The sequence below is a fragment of the Agarivorans sp. Z349TD_8 genome, assembly GCF_050870825.2.
GTDB lineage: Bacteria > Pseudomonadota > Gammaproteobacteria > Enterobacterales > Celerinatantimonadaceae > Agarivorans.
The window spans coordinates 4,488,808-4,514,464 of the sequence record NZ_CP194037.2; the positions used below are offsets into that span (position 1 = coordinate 4,488,808).

24 protein-coding genes and 2 pseudogenes are annotated in these 25,657 nt (G+C 45.2%); 6 read left to right on the forward strand and 20 right to left on the reverse strand.

Annotated features, from left to right (window positions below; translation table 11 throughout):
* Positions 1-25 precede the first annotated feature (25 nt).
* Positions 26-1,372 (forward strand): glutathione-disulfide reductase, encoded by a 1,347-nt coding sequence (gorA, locus tag ACRRS1_RS20305; protein WP_432468851.1) that lies wholly within the window; start codon positions 26-28, stop codon positions 1,370-1,372.
* 549 nt (positions 1,373-1,921) lie between these two features.
* Here the strand turns inward: gorA and trpS are convergent.
* Both trpS and ACRRS1_RS20315 read right to left on the reverse strand, forming a co-directional pair.
* Complete coding sequence (gene trpS / locus ACRRS1_RS20310; protein ID WP_432468850.1) at positions 1,922-2,944, reverse strand: tryptophan--tRNA ligase; 1,023 nt, start codon at positions 2,942-2,944, stop codon at positions 1,922-1,924.
* Positions 2,945-3,173: 229 nt separating this feature from the next.
* On the reverse strand, positions 3,174-4,382 hold the full coding sequence (locus tag ACRRS1_RS20315) for an IS256 family transposase (RefSeq protein ID WP_432468849.1): 1,209 nt from the start codon (positions 4,380-4,382) through the stop codon (positions 3,174-3,176).
* 761 nt (positions 4,383-5,143) lie between these two features.
* Between ACRRS1_RS20315 and ACRRS1_RS20320 the strand changes: the two genes are divergently transcribed.
* Positions 5,144-5,518 carry an HNH endonuclease gene (locus ACRRS1_RS20320; protein WP_432468848.1) on the forward strand — a complete coding sequence of 125 codons (375 nt, stop codon included), beginning with the start codon at positions 5,144-5,146 and terminating at the stop codon, positions 5,516-5,518.
* Positions 5,519-5,914: 396 nt separating this feature from the next.
* Here the strand turns inward: ACRRS1_RS20320 and ACRRS1_RS20325 are convergent.
* A pseudogene (locus ACRRS1_RS20325) lies at positions 5,915-6,097 on the reverse strand (group II intron maturase-specific domain-containing protein); the annotation flags it as partial.
* Positions 6,098-6,114: 17 nt separating this feature from the next.
* Between ACRRS1_RS20325 and ACRRS1_RS20330 the strand changes: the two are divergent.
* Positions 6,115-6,601, forward strand: a pseudogene (locus tag ACRRS1_RS20330) (IS3 family transposase); the annotation flags it as partial.
* Between the two features lie 900 nt (positions 6,602-7,501).
* On the opposite strand, the gene ACRRS1_RS20335 reads toward ACRRS1_RS20330, so the two are convergent.
* Together ACRRS1_RS20335 and ACRRS1_RS20340 are read right to left on the reverse strand one after the other, a co-directional pair.
* A complete protein-coding gene (locus ACRRS1_RS20335; protein WP_432468847.1) occupies positions 7,502-8,626 on the reverse strand; it encodes a M14 family metallopeptidase in 1,125 nt (374 codons plus the stop codon).
* Positions 8,627-8,906: 280 nt separating this feature from the next.
* Complete coding sequence (locus ACRRS1_RS20340) at positions 8,907-9,632, reverse strand: hypothetical protein (RefSeq protein WP_432460313.1); 726 nt, start codon at positions 9,630-9,632, stop codon at positions 8,907-8,909.
* A gap of 385 nt (positions 9,633-10,017) precedes the next feature.
* On the opposite strand from ACRRS1_RS20340, the gene ylqF reads away from it, so the two are divergent.
* Entirely contained in the window at positions 10,018-10,950 is a 933-nt protein-coding gene (gene ylqF, locus ACRRS1_RS20345) for a ribosome biogenesis GTPase YlqF (protein WP_432455698.1), read from the forward strand.
* Positions 10,951-11,010: 60 nt separating this feature from the next.
* On the opposite strand, the gene ACRRS1_RS20350 is transcribed toward ylqF, so the two are convergent.
* The 3 genes from ACRRS1_RS20350 to nudE all read right to left on the reverse strand — a co-directional run bounded on the left by ACRRS1_RS20350 (position 11,011) and on the right by nudE (position 12,940).
* Positions 11,011-11,421 carry a c-type cytochrome gene (locus ACRRS1_RS20350; RefSeq protein WP_432455697.1) on the reverse strand — a complete coding sequence of 137 codons (411 nt, stop codon included), beginning with the start codon at positions 11,419-11,421 and terminating at the stop codon, positions 11,011-11,013.
* A 136-nt stretch (positions 11,422-11,557) separates the two neighbouring features.
* A complete protein-coding gene (gene cysQ, locus ACRRS1_RS20355) occupies positions 11,558-12,373 on the reverse strand; it encodes a 3'(2'),5'-bisphosphate nucleotidase CysQ (RefSeq protein ID WP_432455696.1) in 816 nt (271 codons plus the stop codon).
* 3 nt (positions 12,374-12,376) lie between these two features.
* Positions 12,377-12,940: an ADP compounds hydrolase NudE gene (nudE, locus tag ACRRS1_RS20360; RefSeq protein ID WP_432468846.1), complete on the reverse strand. Its 564-nt coding sequence runs from the start codon at positions 12,938-12,940 to the stop codon at positions 12,377-12,379.
* A 75-nt stretch (positions 12,941-13,015) separates the two neighbouring features.
* Between nudE and yrfG the strand changes: the two genes are divergently transcribed.
* Entirely contained in the window at positions 13,016-13,699 is a 684-nt protein-coding gene (yrfG, locus tag ACRRS1_RS20365) for a GMP/IMP nucleotidase (RefSeq protein WP_432468845.1), read from the forward strand.
* Here yrfG and ACRRS1_RS20370 read toward each other — a convergent pair.
* Genes ACRRS1_RS20370 through gspC form a run of 12 tightly spaced genes read right to left on the reverse strand, consistent with a single transcriptional unit; the run spans position 13,688 to position 24,998 of the window.
* On the reverse strand, positions 13,688-14,443 hold the full coding sequence (locus tag ACRRS1_RS20370; protein WP_432468844.1) for a type II secretion system protein N: 756 nt from the start codon (positions 14,441-14,443) through the stop codon (positions 13,688-13,690). The two genes, yrfG and ACRRS1_RS20370, sit on opposite strands and share 12 nt — an antisense overlap.
* Positions 14,440-14,913: a type II secretion system protein M gene (locus tag ACRRS1_RS20375; RefSeq protein WP_432460316.1), complete on the reverse strand. Its 474-nt coding sequence runs from the start codon at positions 14,911-14,913 to the stop codon at positions 14,440-14,442. Before ACRRS1_RS20375 ends, ACRRS1_RS20370 begins: the two co-directional genes overlap by 4 nt.
* Positions 14,910-16,112 (reverse strand): type II secretion system protein GspL, encoded by a 1,203-nt coding sequence (gene gspL / locus ACRRS1_RS20380; RefSeq protein WP_432460317.1) that lies wholly within the window; start codon positions 16,110-16,112, stop codon positions 14,910-14,912. Before gspL ends, ACRRS1_RS20375 begins: the two co-directional genes overlap by 4 nt.
* The gene (gene gspK, locus ACRRS1_RS20385) at positions 16,109-17,092 is read right to left on the reverse strand and encodes a type II secretion system minor pseudopilin GspK (protein WP_432460318.1); all 984 of its coding nucleotides are present in this window, start codon (positions 17,090-17,092) and stop codon (positions 16,109-16,111) included. The genes gspL and gspK overlap by 4 nt, the downstream gene beginning before the upstream one ends.
* Entirely contained in the window at positions 17,092-17,790 is a 699-nt protein-coding gene (gene gspJ, locus ACRRS1_RS20390; RefSeq protein WP_432460319.1) for a type II secretion system minor pseudopilin GspJ, read from the reverse strand. The genes gspK and gspJ overlap by 1 nt, the downstream gene beginning before the upstream one ends.
* Positions 17,790-18,152 (reverse strand): type II secretion system minor pseudopilin GspI, encoded by a 363-nt coding sequence (gene gspI / locus ACRRS1_RS20395; protein ID WP_432455688.1) that lies wholly within the window; start codon positions 18,150-18,152, stop codon positions 17,790-17,792. Before gspI ends, gspJ begins: the two co-directional genes overlap by 1 nt.
* A complete protein-coding gene (gspH, locus tag ACRRS1_RS20400; RefSeq protein ID WP_432468843.1) occupies positions 18,149-18,739 on the reverse strand; it encodes a type II secretion system minor pseudopilin GspH in 591 nt (196 codons plus the stop codon). The genes gspI and gspH overlap by 4 nt, the downstream gene beginning before the upstream one ends.
* Before the next feature lie 2 nt (positions 18,740-18,741).
* Positions 18,742-19,182 (reverse strand): type II secretion system major pseudopilin GspG, encoded by a 441-nt coding sequence (gspG, locus tag ACRRS1_RS20405; RefSeq protein WP_432455686.1) that lies wholly within the window; start codon positions 19,180-19,182, stop codon positions 18,742-18,744.
* A 28-nt stretch (positions 19,183-19,210) separates the two neighbouring features.
* On the reverse strand, positions 19,211-20,428 hold the full coding sequence (gspF, locus tag ACRRS1_RS20410) for a type II secretion system inner membrane protein GspF (protein ID WP_432455685.1): 1,218 nt from the start codon (positions 20,426-20,428) through the stop codon (positions 19,211-19,213).
* An 8-nt stretch (positions 20,429-20,436) separates the two neighbouring features.
* Positions 20,437-21,975 (reverse strand): type II secretion system ATPase GspE, encoded by a 1,539-nt coding sequence (gene gspE / locus ACRRS1_RS20415; RefSeq protein ID WP_432463931.1) that lies wholly within the window; start codon positions 21,973-21,975, stop codon positions 20,437-20,439.
* Entirely contained in the window at positions 21,975-24,095 is a 2,121-nt protein-coding gene (gene gspD / locus ACRRS1_RS20420) for a type II secretion system secretin GspD (protein ID WP_432468842.1), read from the reverse strand. The genes gspE and gspD overlap by 1 nt, the downstream gene beginning before the upstream one ends.
* A gap of 18 nt (positions 24,096-24,113) precedes the next feature.
* On the reverse strand, positions 24,114-24,998 hold the full coding sequence (gene gspC / locus ACRRS1_RS20425; protein ID WP_432460322.1) for a type II secretion system protein GspC: 885 nt from the start codon (positions 24,996-24,998) through the stop codon (positions 24,114-24,116).
* Between the two features lie 255 nt (positions 24,999-25,253).
* On the opposite strand from gspC, the gene hslR reads away from it, so the two are divergent.
* Entirely contained in the window at positions 25,254-25,649 is a 396-nt protein-coding gene (gene hslR / locus ACRRS1_RS20430; RefSeq protein ID WP_432455681.1) for a ribosome-associated heat shock protein Hsp15, read from the forward strand.
* Positions 25,650-25,657: the final 8 nt, after the last annotated feature.

Consider the following 25,657-nt stretch of genomic DNA (forward strand, 5'->3'; position numbering starts at 1 on the left):
TATCTGTCCTACACGGAGTTTCTCAATGAAAGAATATGATTACCTATGCATTGGCGCAGGCAGCGGCGGTATTGCCTCAGCCAATCGCGCCTCAATGTACGGCCAAAAAGTGGCGCTGATTGAAGCTCGTCATGTAGGTGGTACTTGCGTGAACGTAGGTTGTGTCCCTAAAAAAGCCATGTGGTTTGGTGCCCAAGTCGCGGAAGCTATTCACCGCTATGCACCTGATTACGGCTTTGATTTACAAGTGAATCAATTTGATTGGGCAACCTTGGTTGCCAGCAGAGAAGCCTACATCAAACGAATTCATGGTTCCTATGACCGCGTATTGGGTAACAATGGGATCACACTTATCAATGGCTTTGCAAAGTTTGTGGATGCGAATACCGTGGAAGTGAATGGCGAACAAATCCGTGCCAAACACATTCTCATCGCCACTGGCGGTCGTCCTTCAATCCCCGCAATCCCTGGCGCCGAACTCGGCATCGATTCCGATGGATTTTTTGCTTTAACAGAGCAACCTAAACGAGTCTTGGTACTCGGAGCAGGTTACATCGCGGTTGAATTGGCAGGTGTTTTACACTCACTGGGTAGCGACACTCATTTAGCGGTGCGTAAGCACGCGCCCTTACGTAACTTTGACCCAATGCTAAGTGAAACGCTGGTCGAAATCATGGCGGAGGACGGCCCAACGCTGCACACCGATAGCGTACCACAATCCATCGAAAAACAAGCTGATGGCAGCTTGAATGTTAAATTTGAGAATGGCAACAACATCGAAGTGGATTGCGTTATATGGGCGATTGGCCGTGAACCCGCCACCGATAATATCAACCTAGCCGCGGCTGGCGTTGAAGTTGATCAACGCGGTTACATTCAGGTCGATGACTACTCAAATACCACCGCAGCGGGCGTCTACGCAGTCGGCGATAATATCGGTAAGGTAGAACTCACCCCAGTTGCCGTCAAAGCCGGACGTTTGCTCTCGGAACGTTTATTTAACGGAAAAACTGAAGCTAAAATGGATTATCAACTAATCCCTACTGTGGTCTTTAGTCACCCAGCCATCGGCACTTTGGGTTTAACCGAACCTGAAGCGATTGCTGAATACGGTGCGGATAATGTCAAAGTCTACAACTCAAGCTTTGCCGCGATGTACACAGCGGTCACTCAGCATCGTCAAATGACCAAGATGAAACTGATTTGTGCCGGTGAAGAACAAAAAGTGGTTGGTCTGCATGGGATAGGTCTAGGCATGGACGAAATTTTACAAGGATTTGGTGTTGCCATGAAGATGGGCGCAACCAAAGCCGACTTTGATGCCTGTGTCGCGATCCACCCCACCAGCGCAGAAGAATTTGTTACTATGTAGATCAGGGTCTGGAAACAGTACCCTGTAGAATTGACGATTCTGGAAAACCTACTAATACTTAGACCTATAGAAATATCTATTGGTTTGGGGCTAGTATGGTTTTCGTCGTTAATTCTTTTGATTTTGAAATTCCCAACTGTAGTGGCATAGTGAATTTGGCCACCTGATTAAAGGTGGTTGCCCATCGTGAAGCAAATGGAAATTAACCTTGGTTAAAAGTAAATTTGAATAGCCTGATATACTTTTACCAATCCACAAAAATCAAGAAAAATAAAAAGTAATGCAACGTACGACGCCTCCCCAGCACAAACTAAAACATGACTACCTTTAAAATACACCTCGCCAGTATGATATCGAATGCATTTCGCAAGTTGCGAAACGCACCTTGCGTAATTGTCATTTCTTTAAATTTTCAGTGTCTTACAGTAAAAGTTTATGCAAATCACAAGCTGGCTTTTGCTGCTGTATATAACTCTAAATCACGAAAAACGTCGCCAGCTACAAAGTAGAGAAAACCAACCTTTACATCGTTACTCATTACGCCTGTGACTAAAATAGATTTAGGCCAAATATGTCTTTGATATCAAAGAGCACTTTATCTGTCTTTTCTCGAGAAAGCTGACTTCCTGCCTTCAAAATGTCGATTAGTTGTGCCTTATCATTTAAATACATAGCTCTTCTCTCTCGAATAGACCGGAGCATTTCTTGTAAGCATTCTTCTAATATTCGTTTTGTCACGCCGTCACCCAGTCCCCCTCGTTGATAGTGTTGCTTTAATTGTTGGACATAGCTTTCATCTGGATAAAAAGCATCTAAATAGGTAAACACCACATTCCCTTCTATCTTGCCGGGGTCTTCAACTCTTACATGGTGAGGGTCGGTATACATAGACTTAACCGCTGCGGTGATTTCCTTTTCACTCGCTCCTAGATTGATAGTGTTTCCCATGGATTTAGACATCTTATTTTTTCCATCGGTGCTGGGTAAGCGTGGCGCTTTACTTAACAATGGCTGACATACATTGAGAACATTGCGCCCGGCTAATGCGTTTATCTTCCGAACGATTTCATTGGTTTGTTCAAGCATTGGTAATTGGTCATCACCAACGGGGACTAATGTTGCGTTAAACCCAGTGATATCCGCGGCCTGAGAGATGGGATACGTTAAGAAACCTGCGGGGATGGAGCGCTCAAATCCTTTGTTTTGAATTTCACTTTTAACTGTAGGATTACGCTCTAGTCGACTAATAGTAACTAGGTTACTGTAATACATAGTGAGTTCGGCAAGCGCTGGTAATTGTGACTGAAGGCATATAGTCGTTGCTGATGGGTCTATCCCTACAGCGAGGTAGTCCGCCACCACATTTAGAATATTCGATGACACTTTTTGAGGGTGAAGGGCATTGTCTGTCAGGCCTTGCATATCAGCAACAAGAATGGTTTGTTCATGGTGAGCCTGTAAAGCGACACGCTGCTTTAAAGAACCAACGTAATGGCCTAGGTGTAATGGGCCCGTCGCCCTATCACCGGTTAAAATAACCTTTGATTTATCCGTTTTCGGTTGTGTATTCATCGGTATATCTCCTCGTCAAATAAATTGGCCACTGGAGATACAAAAGAGATGACAATCTTAGCTACCTACCAGCAGCATAAGAATGTAAGAATTCCGTGCCGCTCTAATGAGAGCGCCACCAAAGGATGGATAATGTAGGCATTGAAATATTTTTCATGACAAGAATCTAACAATAATCATGTTAGGAGACAAGTTGACCCTGTAAATAATTCTGTGTAACTGCTTTGGGTTACAAGTAATCAGTAAGTCGGTCTTCAAACATAATCATAAAGCGATTGAGAGCCTGTCGCCAGTTTCTTATTGGCATCGACCAGCGTTTCGATGCATCCATAATTGCAAGATAGACAACTTTCCTCGCTGATTCATCCGTGGGGAATAGCTTACGCTTCTTTGTCGCTTTGCGTATCACACTGTTCAAGGACTCTATCGCATTCGTCGTGTAAATGGCTTTACGAATGTCCTGAGGGTAGCTGAACAATGTATTTAAATTATCCCAATGCGCTGTCCAAGAGCGGCTTATCTGTGGGTATTTATCATCCCACTGGTCACCAAATTGTTCGAGGGCCAGAAGCGCTTCTTCCTCGGTATTCGACTGGTAAATACCTTTGAGATCTGCCGTTACAGCCTTGTAGTCTTTCCAAGGAACATACTTCATTGAATTGCGCACCATGTGGACGATACAGAGCTGTATTTGGGTTTTTGGGAATACGGCGTTAATAGCATCTGGAAAGCCCTTCAAGCCATCAACACAAGCGATAAGAATGTCGTTGATACCTCGAGTCTGGAGTTCAGTGAGAACGCTGAGCCAGAACTTCGCACCTTCCGTTTCAGATATCCACATCCCTAAAAGTTCTTTCTGACCTTCGATATTTACGCCCAGAGCCAAGTAAATCGCCTTATTGACGAGCTGTTTGTTTTGGCGGATTTTCACCACGATGCAATCAAGGTAGACGATGGGATAGACTGCATCCAGTGGCCGTGATTGCCATTCAACAACCTGCTCTAGAACTGAGTCGGTAACTTTAGATATGAGGCTTGCAGAGACATCAGCATCGTACATTTCTTTGAACGTAGCGACGATTTCACGAGTTGTCATGCCTTTGGCGTAAAGGCTTAATATCTTGTCATCCATCGATTGAAATCGAGTTTGATGCTTACGAACAAGCTTCGGTTCAAACGAGGCATCTCGGTCTCGAGGTACATCCAGTTCAATCTCACCATCGTCGGTGATCAAGGTCTTGGATGAATAACCATTACGACTATTCTTATCGGGCTTTTCAGCGTGTTTCTGATAATCGAGGTGGTCATCAAGCTCAGCATTTAACGCTGTCTCAACAGTCACCTTGGTTAACATTTTACGAAAGTCATCTAGATCTGAAGGGGTCTTGATTGACTTAGCGGCTTCACGAGCAAATGCTTCGAGAGCTTTCTTATCCATGTTGCTTATCCTTAGCCTGTTCAGGCCTAATTATAAGCAATTACACAATTTAATTTACAGGCCCTGAAAACGGTTAAAATACAACGGCCGATTAGCTCCTTTGCATTCCAATGATGGCTTCTGTTTTTGCGCCATGACTCCTCAGTCCGGTCGGGTACGGAGACAATGAGCTGCACAGGCTCCTCATTGATTTTCAGGTTCAGGTCTTCACCATGTCCCAACCATTACGATGGACGTTGGGCTCTTTATCTAAAAACGCCGTCTGCTGATAACCGCCATGGAGTGAGTTAAACGATCGCTTGTTAAGCAGATCTCCCCACTCTTTGTTTATAAGAAGTAGAACATGCACTTTCTCTTTTTCTTTTCTCTGCACTGCTGCATCATTTACGGTGGCCGTTAGATCACATGGCTTCGTTGTCTTGTGCCAACTCGCCTCCAGCCTACGCCTCATATGATGTTCTTGTTCATCAGCTCGCAGATTTGCGTCCGGCTTCCTTCAGACATTCCCTCGCGGCAATGCCCTTGCCATTCGCTAGTAGTTAGCGTTTAATAATCAAAGTGTTATTAAACGGTGACCTTCCTACAGAGGACTTTCACCTCATTAGTTCATGCCCATGCAGGGCGTACACAATCTGTTTAAGAATGATATGCAACGCGTGGCATTTTTACTATGCGTTGATTTTAGTGTTTAAAGTGGTATGCAGGAGCTTCGGTATTGCGTTGCTCACGCCTTAACAGGGCTAGCTTAACAAGGAAATACGATGACTGATATCTATAACCAACTAATGGCTACAGGACAGTGGGGCGACAGAGAAATTAAACTGGGTATTGAATTTGATTTTAAGTGTGCATATTGCGACAAAGACATGTTTGAGTCAGTTGATTCCTATAAAGAGTGGCAAACAGATCATTTGGTGCCTTTTTCAAAAAGCAACGATGATACCTATGAGAATTGTGTGCTCAGTTGCCGAACATGCAATTTTATCAAAGGTACTTGGAACCCAGAGCAAGACCAAGCTGAACCCTTGAGTAGAATTGAGCTGATAGGACGAGCTAGAAAGTATATTTTTGAGAAAAGATCGCTGACACAATCTCAAATCAATGAATATAAGCGTATTACTCGCCAGTTAAGCTAACACATATGAGCCTCCGGGTAGTCAATAGGCGAGCCTAACTTATTTGACTGCTCTTGCAGTCAAATTAAAATCAATCAACAAATGCATCTACTTCGTCTGTCAGTTAGCTGTCAAATCATCGTTTACAGCAAACACATATAGAGGCTCTCTTAGTGCGATCTTATCGCTGCCTGAGGCTATCCAGTCCTTTGGAATGTCAGGGGCACTAGACATTTATCGGTTAACCCTAAAATGGCACTATTCAAGTCACAGGGGCTTTATGCACAGTTAGTGTCAGGCTCATTTAAGGTGTAAACGATTTTGTTGATTGTACTTAATGCGCGCCAATAAGGTGTCTAATCAAGTCGGCGTAGCTTAAATAGCCTTTGGCATAGTTCTAGGCTTACGCCATTGTCACCAATAGGTCATTCGTACTCTGCGTCTTACCCAATGATCAAGATCGACACACAGTTGATAGCAATTAGCGATCCCAAAGTAGTTTATCCAGCCTCGGAGGTATTGACTCACTTTAGCGAGTTGATAAATCATCGAGACGCCCCAGTTTCGGTTGGTGAGACGCCTAATTTGTTGTTTAAAACGTTATAGGGTTTTGGCATGTCACGTTTATTTGGGTTGGTACACGCTGGGCTTATTTAGCCGTGGTTATAGATCTCTTTGCAAGAAAACCCATCGGTTGGGCAATGTCGTTTTCACCCGATACAAACTTAACGGGCAAAGCTTTATCAATGGCTTTTGAGGCAAGAGGAAAGCCGAAAAATGTAATGTTCCATAGTGATCAAGGTACGCATTACACCAGTCTTAAATATCGGCAACTACTCTGGCGATATCTGATTGAGCAAAGCATGAGTCGGCGGGGAAACTGTTGGGATATAGCCCGATAGAGCGATTCTTCCGAAGCTTAAAAACAGAATAGGTGTCATCAATAGGGTATGAGAGTTTTGCCCAGGCACAGCGTTCAATCACACAGTACATCACAGGATATTACAGCGAGGTCAGGCGCATCAATATAACGGCGGTCTAACACCAAATGAGTCAGAGCTACGCTATTGGCTTGAATACAAAACCGTGGCCAATTTAACTTAACCACTACACTAGGTGCTGAGGTGCACCTGAAAAATTTAGAATTAGAAAAAGTAGACAAAATGAAGAGTGGGTTATCAACGTAGATCATTGATACCCAATTTTGTCCAACGGCCTATTGGACAAATTATTCCTATGGAGGTTTGCTCAATCTAAAAACGTTCCGAGGCAACTTCGAGCGAGAAGAAAAATTTCAAGCAATTTCGTCTAGCCTTCCTGTGCAAACAACCTTGTCCTCTGGAAAATTCTTTCCAGAATCTTGCTTCTCAACAAAATTTTTGTCATTTTTGCTATATTTCTGGAAAAGTCCTAGAAGCCTCGTCGACTCCAGCTTTACAGAACTTTTCCAGAATATAAACTACAGAGTATATTGGTACTATGTAAATTCAAGGGACTAAAACACCGATTAGCCTTTGATTCGAAGACCCTTCAACGAATCAAGGCTAATCTGGCTTGTATCGTCAAGTCGCGAACCTTTATAGAACCTTAGTGAGTGACTCTGATATCTTAGCTCAAAGATAAAACATCAAGTTTCGCTAAATCACTGAGACTGCTCCTCTGCACGACTTCCATGTCGTCGGCTCTTGATTGATTCATGATTGCGCTCACTTTACCGACGAGACTTCGCCTCGGAAGCGGATGAAAAGCGGCCAACGGCTACCTGTAACGTGTGAATCACAACATACTAAAAGTGGCGAAATGCCCCCTTAAACAATGGCGATCATCGACTAGGAGGATGATTCCAATAACCGAACACATCAAATAAAAAAATCTAACCGATAGACTAAAAAAGAAAAAGCAAGTCTAGCGACTTCTCTTGTAGCCACAACGAATCAGGAGGTCATCCATCATAACCTCCTTTTTGTATGCTCAAAATTAAGCGCTAAATAGCTAAATAGGACACTACAAACGCGCTAAGCTCTGCTTAATTGGAAACAACACATCTGCACCCAATTGCATTGCCCGCTCCGGTGACCAGCCGTAATCCTCATCAGGCAAATCAGCGTTATCTTTAAATGGCATTTCGATGGTATAAGACAATGTCTTAAACTGTTCGCCCAACCATGCGGCGCCAATCTTTAAGTTAGCCTCTCCCGGCTTGTTCTTGGCATAACCATGTTGATCTTGGAAGTCTGGTGAAATCGCCATATACGCTTGCTTAAAGGTTTCTTCTAGCAACTGATGCCGCGCATCATATGAAGGGACCCCTTCACACCCTGCCACAAAATTGTAAGGCACAGATTCATCTCCATGAATATCAAGAAACAGATCGCCCCCCAATTCCAACATCTTTTGTCTTGCTAAAAACACCTCAGGGCTATGTTCCATGCTTGGATTTTGCCATTCACGGTTCAAATTTATACCAGCGGCATTAGTACGCAAATGACCTCGCACTGAACCATCTGGATTCATATTCGGCAAGACATAGAATACGGTTTCTTCCAATAACTTTTTAGCCAAGGGATTATCTTCGTCCAATAACGTGGCGAGCATCCCCTCAACAAACCATTCTGCCATGGTCTCACCTGGGTGCTGCCTCGCCATCACCCAAACTTTGTGCTTGGCCTGCTCGGCATCACCAATTTGCAATAAACTCATATCCCGACCATCCAAGGTTTGCCCTAGGGTACTAAGTCTCACCCGAGGATCTTGTTGTATGGTTTGTAATAGATCCAGATGGCGCTCGTAGCTATAAGGTGCAAAATAAGCGAAATAGACACTCGATTGCTCAAGCGCCAAAGAAAATTTTAATTGCTCACCATCATAATCGGTATCGATGCGAAACCATTGTTGGCGATCATAAGATGCGACGACCTGATAACCTTGCCAACCCTGTGGATAAGCCGACTGACTGGCGTTGATAATATGGAATTGATAAGACTGCGCTTGCTCAGCTTCAAAACGAAAATGAAACCACTGAAAAAACTCAGATTGGTTGTCATGTTTGATTTCAAGTTGGATATCTTGCGGATCTTGTAAAGCGATAACTCGAATGTTACCACTATCAAAATTATCAGTAATGTACATCTCTACACCTTCATGCTGAATAGGGTCCTAGGAGTTGCCCAGTATAACTGGCAATGCCTAGAGGCTGTTTATCTTTTGAGATTATTTTTACAAGGAACCGTCATTTTTTATATCAGGAACAGCACTATGGCATCACCTGACGAGAATAACTAAAAGGCTCGTCTAGGGTCTTTTGATTTTCATCACCAAGAATAGATCAGCAATGATGCCAAATATATTTAATACCAGTCCTTTTGACGAAACCATATGAGTTAGTAGCCTTCTGAACAAAGGCCACAGATTAGCGGCTGAGGTCTTTATTTTTGGTAGCGTCCATCTCCTGAACTTCGATCCTAAAGTAGCGAATATCCAATTGTTTCGCATAAGACATGCTGCCATCAAGCGTGACCAACTGTCCCTGAGATACCACTCGCTGATTAAAGTCGATCCCCTGTCGAAACACTTCTTCACCGCCTTGATCAATAAATATCATCACCAAGGCTTGCTCAATCGGCCCTTCAACCAACAACTGGTAACTCACGCCAATCTGTTTCCCTTGGTTTTCCGACTCAACAAAAAAAGCCGAACGAACATGTTGTTGATCGATGGCGATCAAACTATCAAAGGCAAATACACGTAATTCGGGGTGATTCTCTTTATTTAGTTCGAAGTTATATTTTCGTTCTAATTGTAAAGCTTGGTTCAATTTCAAGTTTTGCTGTTCAACCACATTAAAATCACTTAACAAGCCTTCATAATCGTGTCTCAAATCATGGTAAGTCGGTAATAGAGCGACTAAATAAAATACCGACGCAAAACTAATGACCACCAGCGCGGCACTAATCCAACGATACTTTCTAACATGTCGATAGGCTTTCTTATAATGTTGATGGCGCGCCTTATGGTGCTCATATCGAACTTGCAGACTCACCTCTGAACGGTGACTGCGTTGCTTTGGAGAATGAAAATCGACACTATCAGCTGCGTGAATAATCTCAGCCTGCTGCTTTAGCTCATTGGTAGACATGATCTCTTCCCTAAGATTGCCTAAAAGTGGCTTATGAATACTAACAAATATTGTTAGCCTTAATTTATATCTCAAAAATAACGGCGAGATACGGATCCTGATTAATTTTAACACTTAAAATTAACAAGCTAAACACTCCCGCTAGGGCAACCACCAGAGCATTCAGCCTCAAAGTAATTGATACCAGAAAGCGCCCCTTTAACATAGCAGTTAAAATAAGAATTATCAGTAATAAACCGACATCCGTGACAACTGCTTACATTTGCTCTTGATTTTCTTTTATCCTTTCGCCACATGTTGGTACAGCTATCGGCACAAAGCACTACACTTTATAGCTTGAGTGAGTACAATGAGCGCCAAATTGATGAAATGGTAAGGGGATAGGATGGCAATTCAATGGTATCCAGGGCATATGCACAAAGCCCAGAAACAAATCAAAGAAGTGATGCCAAATATCGATTTGATCATCGAAGTATTGGATGCTCGGATCCCCTATAGCAGTGAGAACCCGTTGGTTGCCACCCTACGTGGTGATAAACCCTGTATCAAAGTGTTAAACAAGAGTGATTTAGCCGATCCCGAGATCACCCGCCAATGGCAGCAATACTTTGAACAAGAGCAAGGGGTGAAAGCGATTCCCTTGTGTACTATTCAGGGGAATCAGACGCAAGAATTACTAAGCTTATGTCGTAGTATGTTACCCAATAAAGGGGGCGTTGATAAGCCAATCCATACTATGATTTGTGGGATCCCTAATGTCGGTAAATCGACTTTAATTAACGCCTTAGCGGGACGAACCATCGCTAAAACCGGCAACGAACCGGCGGTAACCAAGGCTCAACAAAGGATCCGTCTAGAGGGCAACATCATCCTCTCAGATACGCCAGGGATCCTTTGGCCAAAGTTCGACAATGTCGCCAGCGGCTACCGCTTGGCAACAACCGGAGCGGTCAAAGATACCGCCATGGATTATGATGATGTCGCAGCCTTTGCTTGCGAATATCTATTAGAAGCCTATCCCGAACAGTTAAAAGCCCGTTATAAGCTTGAAGATTTACCTGAGTCAGAAATTGTCTTGATGGAAGAGATTGGTCGCCGCCGAGGCTGTTTGGTTCGTGGTGGTCAGGTCGACTACGTGAAGGTTGCCACCATCATTCTTAACGAACTACGCGATGCAACTATCGGTCGAATTAGCTTGGAAACGCCAGCGATGGTGGCAGTTGAAAAAGTTGAAACGGCCAAGCTAGTCGCCGAAAAAGAAGAAAAAAAGAAAATGATTGCCGAACTACAAAAGAAAAAACGCCGTAAACGACGCTAATTATTCTGGCAATAAAAAACCACCGTTCACGGTGGTTTTTTATTGCTTAACAGGCTGGCCTTATTGGGTTAAATAGGCAATCGCGTCTTTAATTTCATCTTCACTACAATCACCACAAGTGCCCTTGGCTGGCATCACACCATTAAACCCATTCCAAGCGTGGTTAAATAAGGTCTCGTTACCTTGAGCAATACGAGGCTCCCAAGCGGCTGCATCACCTTTTTTAGGTGCTCCGGCAACACCAGTGCTATGACAAGCCGTACAATAAGTATTAAAAACAGTGGCCCCATCTCGAGGACCGCTTGCGGCAGCAGGGGCTTTAGTCACGGCAAGCTCGCCATCTAAATAAACGGAGCCGACAGGTTTAATCCGCTCGATTATCGCTTCATCAGACATATCAGCCGCAAACGCACTGGGTAATATGCTTAAGCACAGTGATACCAGCAATGTTTTCCAATTCAAAAGCTTCACCTTTATCTCTCCTCATTGTGCCTACTGTCTGCAGTATTAGGCATCCTTGTCATTATTGGCAAAATTATACCCGCTATTCCCCTGAGGTTAAACCATTGTAAAAACGAATATAAGAACTATGTATCTTAGATGTTACTTAGCTGGGGTTTTTCAGAATATCTCGCCACGGCAGTTGTCGGTCACCCAAAGAAATAAAATTAGGATTCTCTAAAGATTCGCGCTGGTTATAGCTTAGGTCGCGTAAATGTAAATCCAACAATCCGCCACCCGCTTCTTCTAAGATGATCTGCGGCGCGCCGGTATCCCATTCGCCAGTTGGGCCGACTCGAATATAACAATCAGCAACGCCCTCGGCGACCAAGCAACTTTTTAAGCTAGCGCTACCTAAAGGATAAAGTTTGTAATGATAGTTACAATTTAAAATCGCTTGCAATAAAGCAGGGCGTTGCACTCGACTGGTGGCAACCCGGATTTGCTCGGGCGGACTATCGTAATGACGACTACGGATTTTGGTTCGTTTACCCGCCTGCTCTTTAAACGCACCATGCCCCTTGACTGCTGCATACAATATTTGCACGATAGGCCCATAAACCACCCCCAATACCGGTTGGTTATCGTGGATCAAGGCAATTTCGGTAGCAAAGTCACCACTCCCAGAAACAAACTCCTGAGTACCATCTAAAGGGTCGACTAGCCAATAGGTTTGCCAAGTTTGACGCTCTTCTAGAGGAATATTCGCCTGTTCTTCAGACAAAATGGGGATTTCTGGAGTTAAGCTGGAAAGCTTATTCATAATAAAATGATGGGCTGCGTAATCAGCTGAGGTCACGGGTGTTTTATCTTGTTTCACCTCGCTGACATAATCACCTTTCTCATAAATGCTACGGATTAACTCACCAGCACCACGTGCAATTTCAATCACTTCTGATAACACACTGACAGGCTCAAACATCCTCTAGCAATCCACCTTATTTTTCTTCAACCATTTTTCTAATAACAACAATGATGCAACACTACGCGCTTCAGAAAAGTCTTCACGGCTATATACACTGTCTAAGTCTTGCAAAGAAACTTTAATCATGTGCAACGGTTCTGGTTCATCGCCAGGTAAAATACTCGGACGAAGCCCCTGTGCCACATAAACCGACATATGACTGGAGAAATAACTCGGCGCCACCGAGAGTTCGGTAAGCAGCTGAAATTCACTCGCTATCAGGCCGACTTCTTCTTGTAACTCACGATTGGCGGCAACCAGTGCGGTCTCTCCTGGATCGATCAAGCCTTTTACAAAGCCTAGCTCATAACGCTCTGTTCCGGCGGCGTATTCACTCACCAATAACAGCTCACCTTGCTCAGTGATAGGCAGTACCATGACCGCGCCGCGCCCCGAGCCAACCAAGCGCTCATAGGTCCGGTGTTCGCCATTACTAAACTCAAGGTGTAATTCTTCAATTTTGAAATAACGACTTTCAGCAGTGATGGCACTGTCTACTAATCGGGGCGGATGATGCTTACTCATCGCGGTTCCTGCTATCATTGACGTAGTATCATTGTTACATTGCTGTTAGAAGCACTCAAGGATTTGCGAACAAGAATGTTTAACTGGAGCCAAATAGATACCGTTTTGCTGGATATGGATGGCACTTTGCTAGACCTCCATTACGATAATTATTTTTGGATGCATTATCTACCGATCGCAATTGCTCAGCAAAATAAGCTCAGTATAGAACAGGCCCGTGAACAACTAATGGCTGATTACGAAACCGTTGCAGGCACCTTAGATTGGTATTGTTTCGATTACTGGAGCAACAAAACCAACATCGATATACGCCAGCTTAAAACCGAGGTAGAGCATAAAATAGCATGGCGCAATAACGTAAAACCCTTTTTAAACGCTTTAGCACAAGCAGGCAAACAACGTATTTTACTCACCAATTGCCATCCCGATGGTCTCGCCACCAAGGTGAGGGGGACGGGTTTAGATCAATACTTGGACCAACAGTTTAGCGTGCATCAATTTGGTTATCCCAAAGAAAAACCTGAACTATGGCAAGCACTGCTTGAGCATCACCCCTTCGAGCCGGAACGCACCCTGTTTATTGATGATAATGAGAAATTGCTTGAGCAAGCCAGCCGCTTTGGCATTAAATTTCTATTAGGGATCCGCAACCCCGATTCACAGCAAGCGAGCAAGTCTTTTAAACACTTCCCATCCGTTGACGATTACCAGCCGCTCACCCAACAATTGGTAAACTCAGGCCCGATGTTAACGAGGTAAACGCCCTTGCTCTTTGAACCGATAATATCCCTGTGGATCGACTCTTCCAATATATTTAAGATTGTTACTTAAACCACTGGGCATTTCCGCTCCGGCTTTAATTTTGCCTTCGGCAGCCCAACTCGAGGAAGTCAGTGAAGCGAACCACTCAAGTTCGACTTGCGAGTCACGATGATTCAACTGAATTGTCGGCTGTCCTTGCTTACAAGCAAGCTCAGCCTTCGCATTTGCTAGCTGTAATTCACCTAAGGGCGAATTGATCAATGGTGCCAACCAACGCAGCTGTCCCTGTAATTGTTCACACCATGGACTACCTTGGCTTGCTTCTGTCAATTGCAGTTGAAGTTCGCCGTCAACCGAAACTGGAAGCCCCAACGGTAACTGTTGCATCAGCCAGCTTGCTGGCGCGTTAAGCTGCCAATCTTTGACAAACCATCCCGACAGACCAAGCCCAACTAAACCCTGTCCTGCGAGCTCATGATCGTTCCCCAAACTCAACTCAGCCATGAGTCGGCCACTCAATAAGGCACTCGGTTTCACCTGCCAATGGACTTGTTTTAAACTCAACTGAGGTAAGTTAATACTCGCTAACTGACCATGCCACACGGAACCGCGAGGCTGATTCAAGACCACTTGTTTGGGAATTGGAAGATAATTGAGGACCACCGACAAAGGCATGGTGACCACCAAACTAACCAAATAAACAGAAATCAATAACAGCGCTAATCCAAAATACTTCTTCATTCTGCCTTACCTAAACGTAAGCGGCGCACACCAACCATACCGGCTTGCTTCCCTTCATCTAAATCGATACTTTCAACAACGACACCGTAACGTTGACTAAGCATATTCAACCACCCCAACAATTGATTAAAAGGGACATTTTCAATCCATACTTCAACTTCACTATCGCCCTTAGGTTGAATTCGACTAATGCTAATACGCTGTTGACGGGCGCTACTACTGACCGCTTGATTCACTTTAATTGTGCCAGCATTGGCTTGCGTATGGCCATTCGCTAAAATCACCGCACCTTGCTGTTGCGCCCACAATAGGGTTTGCTGTTGTGTCGCTAAACGCTGTTTCGCAGCTTGGTTTGCTTGCGCCACCGGCGACCAAACACCCCAATATAAAACGGCGACAAAACACAAGATGCTAGCCAGCATCACTAAGTTTTGCTCACGCTTATTTAAACTTTGCCACCATTGTTTCATAAAGCCTTCCTTATGATCAGCGTTCCAACAACCCCACCCGCCTTGTTACTTAACGTACCTTGCTCGCTCGCATAGGGCTTTAAAGCTTGGCGAAACTGTTCGAAACTTTGGAACGATGGTGCCTGGGCTTGTAAACGGATTTCGCCCTTCTTTTGCTCATAACGCAAACTCAATGGCTTAAAATTATCAGTATTACCGAAGGCTGATGACAGCTGAGTCATCATCATTAAAAAGTCTTGCTGAGGCGCTTGATCAAGTGCAGCTATAGCTTTGCGAAAGTCACTGCGGATCCGACTATCTCGGATCCGTGAGACCTGAGGAAATACCTTCTTATAAACCTGACGAAGATTGGCATCGACAGTGGCTAATTGTTGTTCGGTATTGTAGGTATCAAGCAGCTGATAAGTGAGCGCTAGCGCAAAACAAAGCCCAGCGGCTATCGCAGCTTTCTTCCACTGTGCCCATAACTTGGTCACTGGATTTTCGGTAGCGTAGCGGCCTTGTAATAAATTGAAACTTGCCTTTTTTGCACCGTCGGCCAACAGCTTCATCGGTAATTCTGGTGAAGCGGCCTGCCACTCAATGCCCGCAACTTCGATATCGGGTGCCGGACTATAGTGCTTAATCAGCAATTGTTGGTCATCTTTGACTAACAATGGTAAAGCAACACTTAACCAGGCTTGGTCAATACACATGCCACGCCCATCGGCAAAGCGAAATAACCACTGCTGATTAATCTGCAACGCACTGGCTTGCTCCGTCTCTGGCTGAGGTAAACAAAAGCTATCCACATGCCACGCCTGACTAGAGATATTCGCATCTTCCAGCATCTCCAGCCAATCCGACATTTGCTGCTGACTCACACAAGCAACGTCAACCCCATCTTTAGCTTTAGCCAAAATACAAATATGTAAATCGTCGGGATCTTGAGCGAGTTGCTCTTCCAACATAAATGGGACGACTTGTTGCCAAGAACGCTGCGCCGACTTCGGCAAAATTAAATGATGTTGTGTCACATCACAGGCTGGCACCAACACCGTGACTCGCCGATGTTCGGCTTTTTCTTGTAATGAACTCAACGCCGCACTTCCGCTAAGCTCTCCAGCGGCAATCACTTCTTGTTCGTTATCAGACCAAACCATCCAGTTGATGACATCTTGGTCGCTACTGGGTAAGCGGATTAACAGTTGCTCGTTCACTGTGCGCCTCCGTAAGTTCTGCGGATCGACTTAAGATCGGCCTTGCCACTGCGCTGAATAACGCTGGTCATCTGTGCTTGTCCTTGTTCATTTTCTATTTGCAGTTGTGCCATAAAATAATTTGAATTTAATGTTAGCGACGACTTAAGCCCTGACGCACTCAGAGAAATGCCTGATAAAGCATTATGTGCCATCATTTCATCTAAACTACGATAGCCTTCATCTGGTCGGTCATTCAAGACCTGTTGCGCGCTACTGTTATCTAAATCCGGGTAAAACAGCGCTTCGAGCAATTGCGGTTGATCGAGTGCAATTGTGTTCACATTAATCGCCAAAGTCGACTGCGGCAAAGCGCAAATATAAGGTGAGACTTTGCGATAAATCGCAGCATTTACGCCATATACCGCTCGAAATTCGCTGCGCTCAACCATCGGCATATTCGCCGGTAAATAAGGCGGAATTAAACCTTCATATACACCGTCTTCGGCGCCCTGCGCCAAAGGAATTGTATCCGCATCAATCCAATCCCGAGTGGCATCCGTGATCTGCTCAGCGAGATAAGCGTCCACGCCCAAGGCCACTAATAAACCGGTAAATTGCGCAGCCACCTTGGGCGGCTGTCCATCCGTTTTATTCGGTTGCCCTAGAGCATTTAAATTAAAGCAGGCCTGTAAATCATGAATACTGCCCTTAATCACCGAATCTTCGACAGGGAACACCATTCCCTCAGTGGCCCAGTATTGCCCCAGATGCACCCTATCATCATCTTTTAGATCTTGTTTTAAGACTTTAATGGCAAACGCTTCCGCCCCCGATAATAGCCAATGAGCACGTATAGATTGTTGTAAGTTGCTGGCTCGCGCTAGGTCGAGCTGCAAGCGCTGACTAAACTGTGCAGCCACCACCACCATCACCGCCAAAATAAGCATGACGGTTAATAATGCGACCCCGCGCTGGCGCTGAGCAGAGAACCCTTGCATTATTCGGCACCCTTACTGGATTGATCGTTAGATGAACCGTTATCGCCAGTCTTGCCATCATTGGTATTGGTATTTTCTTGTGCTTTGCTCGCCACAGCGGCTCGACTACCTGCTGCGGTGATATAAACCCTGCGTAATTCACCATAGTCTTTCAATCGCAGTGTCACTTCCACACCACTGGGCAACTGACTCCCTTCTGGCGGCTGCTCGCTCCACCCCTTAGAACCATAGAAACGAAAACTCAAACCCTCGACATCGTCCAGCAATACCATTTCTCGCGGCTCGTAGCCCACAACAACATCGGGATATTGATAAAAACGCTTAATTAACTTTTGATCTTTTATCAAATATGCAACTCGCTGCAAATGAGAGCGATTGAGCACCGAAGAGGGGTTCCGCCAGCCTAAGCTGACCATTTCAATCCCCATATCATCGCTATCCAGCAGATACTTACCAACCACAAGCAGCGCTCGCTGTTCTTCCGTTTCATCCCGAACAGAGCGCGGCGCGATTTGGCTAAAATCACGCTGCATCAAGAACATAGCTCGCTGTAGTAGCCTTAATCGTTCACCATGGCGTTGCGAAATCTGATCACTATGCAAAACCCCTTGCAAGACTTGATAGGCCGCTATCGATAACATGGCAAAAATAGCGATAGCCACCAACATCTCTAATAGCGTAAATCCACGTTGCTTCATTAGCGGCTCAAATAACTAGTGACTTCAGCCAGCGCTGATTTTTCTTCGGCGCTGCGATAAACCGACAGAGTTACCGCGATAAAATCACTATCACTGGTTGCAACCCCTTGCGAGCGCCAATACCATTGCTGACCAGCAAACTCGGTGTTGCCCTTTCGGCTCGAGGTGCCCGGCCAGGTCCCGCTGAGTTTCAGTTCGGCCATTTGATTGTCGGCCACCCATAGGGCGAAGGTCTTATCTTGAATATAATTCAGACTAAGCAGATTCTCTGAAGCACTTTTCATGACCGCTGTGCCAGCGATGGCCAATACGGCCAACGCAACCATCACTTCGAGCAGCGTCATCCCTCGTTGCGCTTTCATTGGCTTGACTGCCGATCAATACTTAATTGGCCCAAATCATCACTCTTTACCTGCCAAGTAGATGGACTTTCGCCAAATATAAATTGCAAACTAAAAGGCGTGACTTCACCACTACTCAATAACAATATTTGTGGCACGATTTTTTGCTCAACGTCTTCGGTGATGAAGTTTTCTTCAAACAAAGGATTATCGGTAAAACCCAATTTTCCGCTACCATAACCCTGATTTAACTGCTGCTCGTCTTCTAAACTCAGTGCTAAGGCGTAGGGCTCTTCAAATTTCTCTTTTTTAAAGATCTTATCGTCCAGTGCCACCCAGCGTTGCTTTTCCATTCTCACGAACTGGTAATGCTCAACATCAGTGTAGATCCCATAATCGTAACCCGTTAACAGGGCCTGTTCTTGAGCATATTGCACTAAAGCAGCCAAATGCTTGGCTTTTTGTTCGAGTATTTTCTGCTCACTGGAACCCGACACCGACATCACCACCGTATAAATACCAATCGACATCAGCAGCAATACCAAGATCACTTCCAGCAAGGTAAAACCTTGCTGGCGGGTTTGAGGATTGCAAGCAGAAGCAGCCAAAATTACTTATCGAGATCCCAGTTACCGATATCGTCTTCGGTCCCTTCTTCACCATCTAAGCCAGCACTAAAGATATCAATACGACCATGCTCACCGGGACTCACAATAATGTATTCATTGCCCCAAGGGTCTTTCTGTAAACGGCGTAAGTAACCATCTTCTGGGTAATTACGAGGTTCCGGAGATGATGTCGGTTTGCTTACCAAAGCTTCTAAGCCCTGTTCCGTTGTCGGGTAGCGGGAGTTATCGAGACGATACATATCGAGAGCATTTTCCAGAGCCACGATATCCGTTTTCGCCTTTTGGATATCGGCCTTTTCTTTATTCCCTAATAAATTAGGGACAATCAAGCCGGCTAAGATCCCTAAAATAACAATCACTACCATGACTTCTAGCAAAGTAAAGCCTCGGCTAGTTCGCGGTAAGCACATCGATTTTTGCATTCTATTTACTCCGAAAAACGGGTAGGTTCTAAAGCCCTACCATATTATTAAGTTCCAAAATTGGCATTAAGATAGCCATCACAATAAATAGCACGATACCCGCCATGCTAACGATCAAGGCGGGCTCAAATATCCCTAAAGCTATGTTTACTTGAGTTTCAAACTGACGGTCTTGGTTGTCAGCGGCACGCTCCAGCATTCCTTCTAACTCACCGGAGCGTTCACCGCTGGCGATCATGTGTAACATCATCGGCGGGAACAGCTTCGTTGCCTCTAACGACTGATGCAGGCTCTCTCCTTCACGTACTTTGGCAGCAGCATCAAGTACCTGCGCACGCGCAAAATCGTTAGTCAATACTTCGCCTGCAATGCCCATCCCCTCAAGTAAGGGAACCGCGCTGGCGTTAAGAATACTCAGTGTTCGAGCAAAACGCGCCGTATTTAGACCTTTAGTGACTTTACCAAGCACTGGTATCGACAGTAAGCGATGGTGCCAGTTCATTCTAATTTTATCCTTCTGCAACATCCGCTGCCAAAGGACCATTGCCAAAACAATAACAATCACAAAAACTAAACCGTAATCTCTCACCAAGTCGCTGATATAAATTAAGAAACGGGTTGCCGCTGGCAGCGTTTGCCCCATATGCTCGAACTGCGCGACGACTTTAGGCACCACCGAAACCAGTAAGATGGCAATCACCGATATACACACCAGCGTTAATACCGCCGGGTAGATTAAAGCCTGCATGGTTTTCATGCGCATCGCTTGGCGTTGCTCGGTATAATCGGCCAACCTTTCTAGAACCTTATCCAGGTGACCCGACTTTTCTCCCGCCGCCACCATGGCGCAATACAGTTTTTCAAAGACCTCTGGGAAATCGCCCATACTGTCGGCGAGGCTATAGCCCTCTACAACTTTAGAGCGAACCCCTAAAATAACACTCTTTAATTTGGGTTTGTCAGCCTGTTGCGCCACCGCTTTCAAGGATTCCTCAATCGGCATTGCCGCCGCAACTAAGGTGGCTAACTGTCTCGTCAACAAGGCCAAATCGCTGGTGCTAATTTTCCGTTTGAAGCGAAATCCAGCAGCTTTAGCCGTAGATTTTTCGGCGACTTGTTCGATCTTTAGGGGGGTAAGTCCTTGCTCACGCAAATAAGCGCGCACTTGACGCGCGGTATCGGCTTCATGTACTCCGTTAGCTTTTTTACCTTTCTGATTAAAGGCTTGATATTCAAATGCCGGCATAACCCTAACTATCCTTCGCGGGTGACCCGCAATACTTCTTCTAAGCTAGTAATCCCCTGCAGCACTTTGGCAACCCCATCTTGGCGAATACTTGGGCAACTCTCTCTAACCGCAGTTTCAATTTCCTGCTCACTGCTACCCGCATGGATCATATCGCGTACCTCGTCAGTGATCGGCAACAACTCATGGATCCCAGTTCGACCGCGGTAGCCAGTATGATTACAATGCTCACAACCCACTGGACGATATACGGTCGCATCTTTTGCTACGCCTAATAACTGGTGCTCTCGCTCACTCACCACATGCGCTTCACGGCATTCGACACAAAGCGTTCGAACCAAGCGCTGGGCTAACACCGCTAATAAACTAGAAGATAATAAGAAAGGTTCCACCCCCATGTCTCGTAAACGGGTTACCGAACCAATCGCGGTATTGGTGTGCAAAGTAGACAACACTAAGTGGCCGGTTAAGCTGGCCTGCACTGCTATTTGCGCGGTCTCTAAATCACGGATCTCACCAATCATCACCACATCGGGATCTTGACGTAAAATCGCCCGCAGCCCCCGAGCAAAGGTCATATCTACCTTAGTATTCACCTGAGTTTGGCCAATGCCCTCAATATTATATTCAATGGGATCTTCTACGGTTAGGATATTACGGTCTTTACTGTTAATTTCACTTAAACCTGCATACAGCGTGGTACTTTTCCCCGAACCAGTTGGCCCCGTCACGAGAATGATCCCGTGAGGTTTTAACAATAATTCACTAATAATCTCTCGATGTGGTGCCATTAAACCTAAATTGGCTAAATTCAGGCGTGCATTATTTTTATCCAGCAGTCGTAATACCACCCGTTCACCATGGCTTGATGGCATGGTTGAAACCCTAACATCCACTGCTCGGCCAGCGATTCTCAAGGAGATTCGACCATCTTGGGGCACCCGCTTTTCGGCAATGTCTAAACGCGCCATGACCTTGATCCGTGAAACCAATAAAGCGGCCAACTTACGATGTGGTCGCAAAATTTCACGCAACACGCCATCGATACGAAAGCGGATCACTAAGATGGTTTCGAAGGTTTCAATATGAATATCACTGGCCCCTTCCTTAATTGCCTCACCTAACATCGCGTTAATTAGTTTAATAATCGGCGCATCGTCTTCGGTTTCTAGTAAGTCTTCATTTTCGGGTAATTCTTCGGCCAAGGTGTAAAAGTCCATATCGTTGCCGATATCTTCCATTAACTGGCGAGCTTGTGAAGAATCACGCTGATAAGCTTCGGTCAGATGCTGCTCAAACTGTTCGTCCGATAGGGCTTCACAGACAAATTCTTGCTTTAAGACCCGACGAATTTCCTGCAAAGCAGCTAACTCAATTTTAGAATGATGAAATACCCGCCAACCACTTACGGTTTTTTCTAACATCACGCCGAAGTTTTTGGCAAACATATAAGGTAACTGCCAACCCTCAATCCCCTGCAAGTGCGGAGTATCGGAGACCAAGGCTTTTTCATCTTCGACATAATTAAGTTCAGCTTTTACATCCATTACTCAGCACTCACCTTCGTAGACTCTTCGCTATCTGAAGTTGCTGCGCCGCTCGCTTCACCCGCTTTCTTTTGCTCGCGTAATTGTTTCTCTTTTAGATAATCAATATATTCTTGAACTTCTGGAGAAACGTCGTCCACTGAATTAAATTCAGGTAAAAGCGGCACTTTTGTTTCGGGCATTAAGGCTACACCCAACTCTTCACGTAACAATTGTTGCGCTCGAATTTGGCTATATTTGCGAGAGCTAATATTTTGCATGGTTGCCGCATCACGAATGATGGTCGGACGAATAAAAATCATCAGATTACGTTTGGTCTTCTTGGAATTGGTAGAGCGGAATAAATGTCCCAATACAGGAATATCCCCCAGCAAAGGCACCTTCGACTCACTTTCTTCGATTTGGTCGTCTAATAGACCCCCTAAGATAATGGTATCGCCACTGTCTACCAATACCGTGGTCGAAAGTTGACGTTTGGCAAACACGATGTCCACCGAAGTTTGCCCTTGCACCTTAGAGACTTCTTGCTCAATGGTTAGCTGTACCGCATTGCCCTCATTGATTTGTGGCGTGACTTTCAATTTCACCCCGACCTCTTTACGATCCACCGTAGTGAAGGGATTATCATTTCCACTACTTGAGGCAGAACCGGTAAGCACCGGAACTTCTTCACCCACGGTAAAGTAGGCTTCCTGATTATCAAGGGTGGTGATCGATGGTGTCGCGAGTAAATTAGAACGAGAATCGGTCGCAGCCGCTTGTAGTAAAACTCCCCAATCGGTGCCATAGAAACCAAAGGCAGCCCCGGTGACCTTAGATAAGGCGCTAGCCAAAGTAGAAACATCACCAGGTGTATCGTCAGTTGTAACCGTAACGGGGTCACCTTTAGAATCATACGAAATAGTCGTGGTACCCTTAGTTGGTTGGGCGTCATAGATACCCGCGCCAAGCTCAGAAATAGACATGCCTACATTATTAAACTGGGTCCCACCGGCAGCAGTGGCCCATTGAACCCCAAGACTCACGCCATCTCCTTCCGCCACTTCTACAATAATCGCCTCTACATTGACTTGCGCGCGACGAATATCAAGCTGGTTAATCACCCCTTCGAGGGTGCGCATAGTATCGGGTTGGGCGGTGATCACTAAGGCATTGGTATCCTCGTGAGCTTCAATCGAAAAATTACCACGAGCATTATTGGCAGAGGCCTTTTTACTGCCCCCCGCAGCTTCGGCGGCCACCGTCTCACTAACCCCTTTCAGCACATCCACTAAGTCGGAGGCTTTGGCATACTTCAAATAAAATACGCGAGTATTGCCATAGGTTTCGAGTTCACTATCTAACTTACTCACTAAGCTGACCACCCGCGCACGCGCGCCTGGCTCTCCAGATACAACAATGCTATTGGTTCGCTCATCGGCAACCACTTTGGGAATCAATAAACTAGCCGCTGCCCCCTTACCACTTTTATTGGTGGTCAAGGATTCAATAATGCGTACTAACTCACCGGCAGATGCAAATTTCAGGCGAATAATATCCACTTCCTGATCACCCGCTTTATCCACCCGACGAATAATTTCAACTAAACGATTCACCACCGCGGCGCGACCGGTTAGCATAATCACGTTGGAAGGGTCATAGTGCACAACGTTACCGCCACCAGCGTTATCATTCAGCTGGCGCAACAAGGGGGCAAGTTCTCGAACCGAAACATTTTTAACAGCAACCACCCGAGTCACCATTTCATCACCCGCGGCTTGACCATCCTGGTCCACCACAGGGATCGCCCCAGCCTTGGCATCTTTAGAGCGAACAACCTTCACCACGCCATTAGGCATATCAATAGCGGCAAAGCCATAAACTTCTAAGACATTGAGGAAAAACTGATAATACTGCTTCTCATCCAGTAAATCGTAACTCCGAACATTCACCTTACCGCGTACAGCAGGATCGACAATGATGGTTTTATTGAGATTACGCCCCACCGTGGTAATTAACTCATTAATATCGGCGTCTTTAAAATTAGCCGAGAACTCGGTGGCACTCACCACTGTGCATAGCCCTAATCCAATCAGGCCAATCAATATGTGGTGAATATAGCGTAACGCTTGCAACTTCATCTAAAAATATCTCCGGTACTATTCATTCGGCAGGCTGAAGAAAATATCCTGTAGCTGGCCATCTCGTTCTACGGTTATCGTAATATCCGTGAGATCCGCCATTTCTTGCATCACTTGCATTGCTTGCGCGTTATCGCGCAGATCAAATCCATTTAGCGCAACCGCTAAATCCCCCGCTTTTAATCCAACTTGCTCAAACACTCCCTTATTTTTACCTGGATTCACTCGATAGCCAGTTAAAGCACCATCTCGTCGCACCGGGGAAATTCTGATGTAATCAGTTAACTTAGAAGGATCTTTCAAGACTTCTTTCACGTCCACTTTAAGCTGTTTTGCTGTTGCGGTACTAGAGCCAGTTGCTTTAAAGCGAAGATTAGTGCGAGCAGATGCAACTTTATTGTCGGGATCTAATAACAGACTTTCGTAAACCCCACGGTGCAACAAAATAACCCGATCGACTTGGATTTCTTTAATCACCGCTTGCGTACCTTGGATCGACTCATCTAAACCATAGGTTTGTTGCTTACCTTTATTTTCAATAATCGCCAGCGATTTGGCAGGGTCACTACTCGCAACCAAACCGGAAAGTGTTAATTTTAAAGAGGTCTTCGGTGCTTCGGTCGAAGCTGGTCGAGCAATCACTTTAGAGGCTTTTTTAGCCTGATATTCACCAAACAAATTCAGTTTAAGCAAGCGAGTCAAATCGACTTGTTGATGGTTACCAAGGGTATCTACTGCTTGTGGAACCCAGCGAAAAGACGGCGCCTGTCGAGGGAATAACAACCAAGTAATCGTGGCTAACTGATAGGCCGCAATACATAACAAAAGCACAGTGACGACGACACTACTCTTTCGTGATGGAACATAGCGAACAAGCTGAGCTGAGAGAGATTTAATATCCATTTATTCTTATAATACATCTGACATCGCTATACGATTATCCAGGTTCCTTATGAAATATCCAAGGTAAGCCGCCAAGCACGGAAGTTATTCATTCTAAAGACACTTGGCAACAGAACAAGTGCTGTAAGAACAAAAGTTGCGTTGTTTTGCACTTTTATTACTTTTATGTTGTATAACGCACTAAACTGGGCGATAGCGAGCGTCCATAAAGCTGATATAATTTAACAACTAATAGACCAGCAAGCTAAACTTTTTATGAAACCTCAAACATCTAAAGACTCAGCAACGCGCATCGACAAATGGTTGTGGGCCGCTCGTTTTTATAAAACTCGTGGACTCGCTCGCGAAATGGTGATGGGCGGAAAAGTCCACTACAACCAACAACGCTGTAAACCAAGTCGCAACGTTGAAATTGGTGCCACCATGAGTCTATGGCAAGGCCAGCAATATATTGAACTGGTAATATTACAAGTCAGTGACAAACGCGGCCCAGCATCTCAGGCTCAACAACTCTATCAAGAAACCGAGGACAGCCTCAAGAAACGCGAACAACAAACATTACAACGTAAGCTGTTAGCACAAAATACTAGTCCAGAACGACGCCCCGATAAAAAGCAGCGTCGTCAAATAATTCAGTTTAAACAAAAATAGTCAGGTCT

Excerpts from the sequence above, each read along its gene's own strand:
- ylqF (WP_432455698.1), top strand. The coding sequence starts at position 10,018 with ATGGCAATTCAATGGTATCCAGGGCATATGCACAAAGCCCAGAAACAA.
- ACRRS1_RS20320 (WP_432468848.1), top strand. The coding sequence starts at position 5,144 with ATGACTGATATCTATAACCAACTAATGGCTACAGGACAGTGGGGCGAC.
- gspE (WP_432463931.1), bottom strand. The coding sequence starts at position 21,975 with ATGGATGTAAAAGCTGAACTTAATTATGTCGAAGATGAAAAAGCCTTG.
- nudE (WP_432468846.1), bottom strand. The coding sequence starts at position 12,940 with ATGAGTAAGCATCATCCGCCCCGATTAGTAGACAGTGCCATCACTGCT.
- gspI (WP_432455688.1), bottom strand. The coding sequence starts at position 18,152 with ATGAAAGCGCAACGAGGGATGACGCTGCTCGAAGTGATGGTTGCGTTG.
- ACRRS1_RS20335 (WP_432468847.1), bottom strand. The coding sequence starts at position 8,626 with ATGTACATTACTGATAATTTTGATAGTGGTAACATTCGAGTTATCGCT.
- gspK (WP_432460318.1), bottom strand. The coding sequence starts at position 17,092 with ATGCAAGGGTTCTCTGCTCAGCGCCAGCGCGGGGTCGCATTATTAACC.
- gspD (WP_432468842.1), bottom strand. The coding sequence starts at position 24,095 with ATGAAGTTGCAAGCGTTACGCTATATTCACCACATATTGATTGGCCTG.
- yrfG (WP_432468845.1), top strand. The coding sequence starts at position 13,016 with ATGTTTAACTGGAGCCAAATAGATACCGTTTTGCTGGATATGGATGGC.
- gspC (WP_432460322.1), bottom strand. The coding sequence starts at position 24,998 with ATGGATATTAAATCTCTCTCAGCTCAGCTTGTTCGCTATGTTCCATCA.
- ACRRS1_RS20340 (WP_432460313.1), bottom strand. The coding sequence starts at position 9,632 with ATGTCTACCAATGAGCTAAAGCAGCAGGCTGAGATTATTCACGCAGCT.
- ACRRS1_RS20315 (WP_432468849.1), bottom strand. The coding sequence starts at position 4,382 with ATGGATAAGAAAGCTCTCGAAGCATTTGCTCGTGAAGCCGCTAAGTCA.
- gspF (WP_432455685.1), bottom strand. The coding sequence starts at position 20,428 with ATGCCGGCATTTGAATATCAAGCCTTTAATCAGAAAGGTAAAAAAGCT.
- gspG (WP_432455686.1), bottom strand. The coding sequence starts at position 19,182 with ATGCAAAAATCGATGTGCTTACCGCGAACTAGCCGAGGCTTTACTTTG.
- ACRRS1_RS20370 (WP_432468844.1), bottom strand. The coding sequence starts at position 14,443 with ATGAAGAAGTATTTTGGATTAGCGCTGTTATTGATTTCTGTTTATTTG.
- cysQ (WP_432455696.1), bottom strand. The coding sequence starts at position 12,373 with ATGTTTGAGCCTGTCAGTGTGTTATCAGAAGTGATTGAAATTGCACGT.
- trpS (WP_432468850.1), bottom strand. The coding sequence starts at position 2,944 with ATGAATACACAACCGAAAACGGATAAATCAAAGGTTATTTTAACCGGT.
- gorA (WP_432468851.1), top strand. The coding sequence starts at position 26 with ATGAAAGAATATGATTACCTATGCATTGGCGCAGGCAGCGGCGGTATT.
- hslR (WP_432455681.1), top strand. The coding sequence starts at position 25,254 with ATGAAACCTCAAACATCTAAAGACTCAGCAACGCGCATCGACAAATGG.
- gspJ (WP_432460319.1), bottom strand. The coding sequence starts at position 17,790 with ATGAAGCAACGTGGATTTACGCTATTAGAGATGTTGGTGGCTATCGCT.
- ACRRS1_RS20375 (WP_432460316.1), bottom strand. The coding sequence starts at position 14,913 with ATGAAACAATGGTGGCAAAGTTTAAATAAGCGTGAGCAAAACTTAGTG.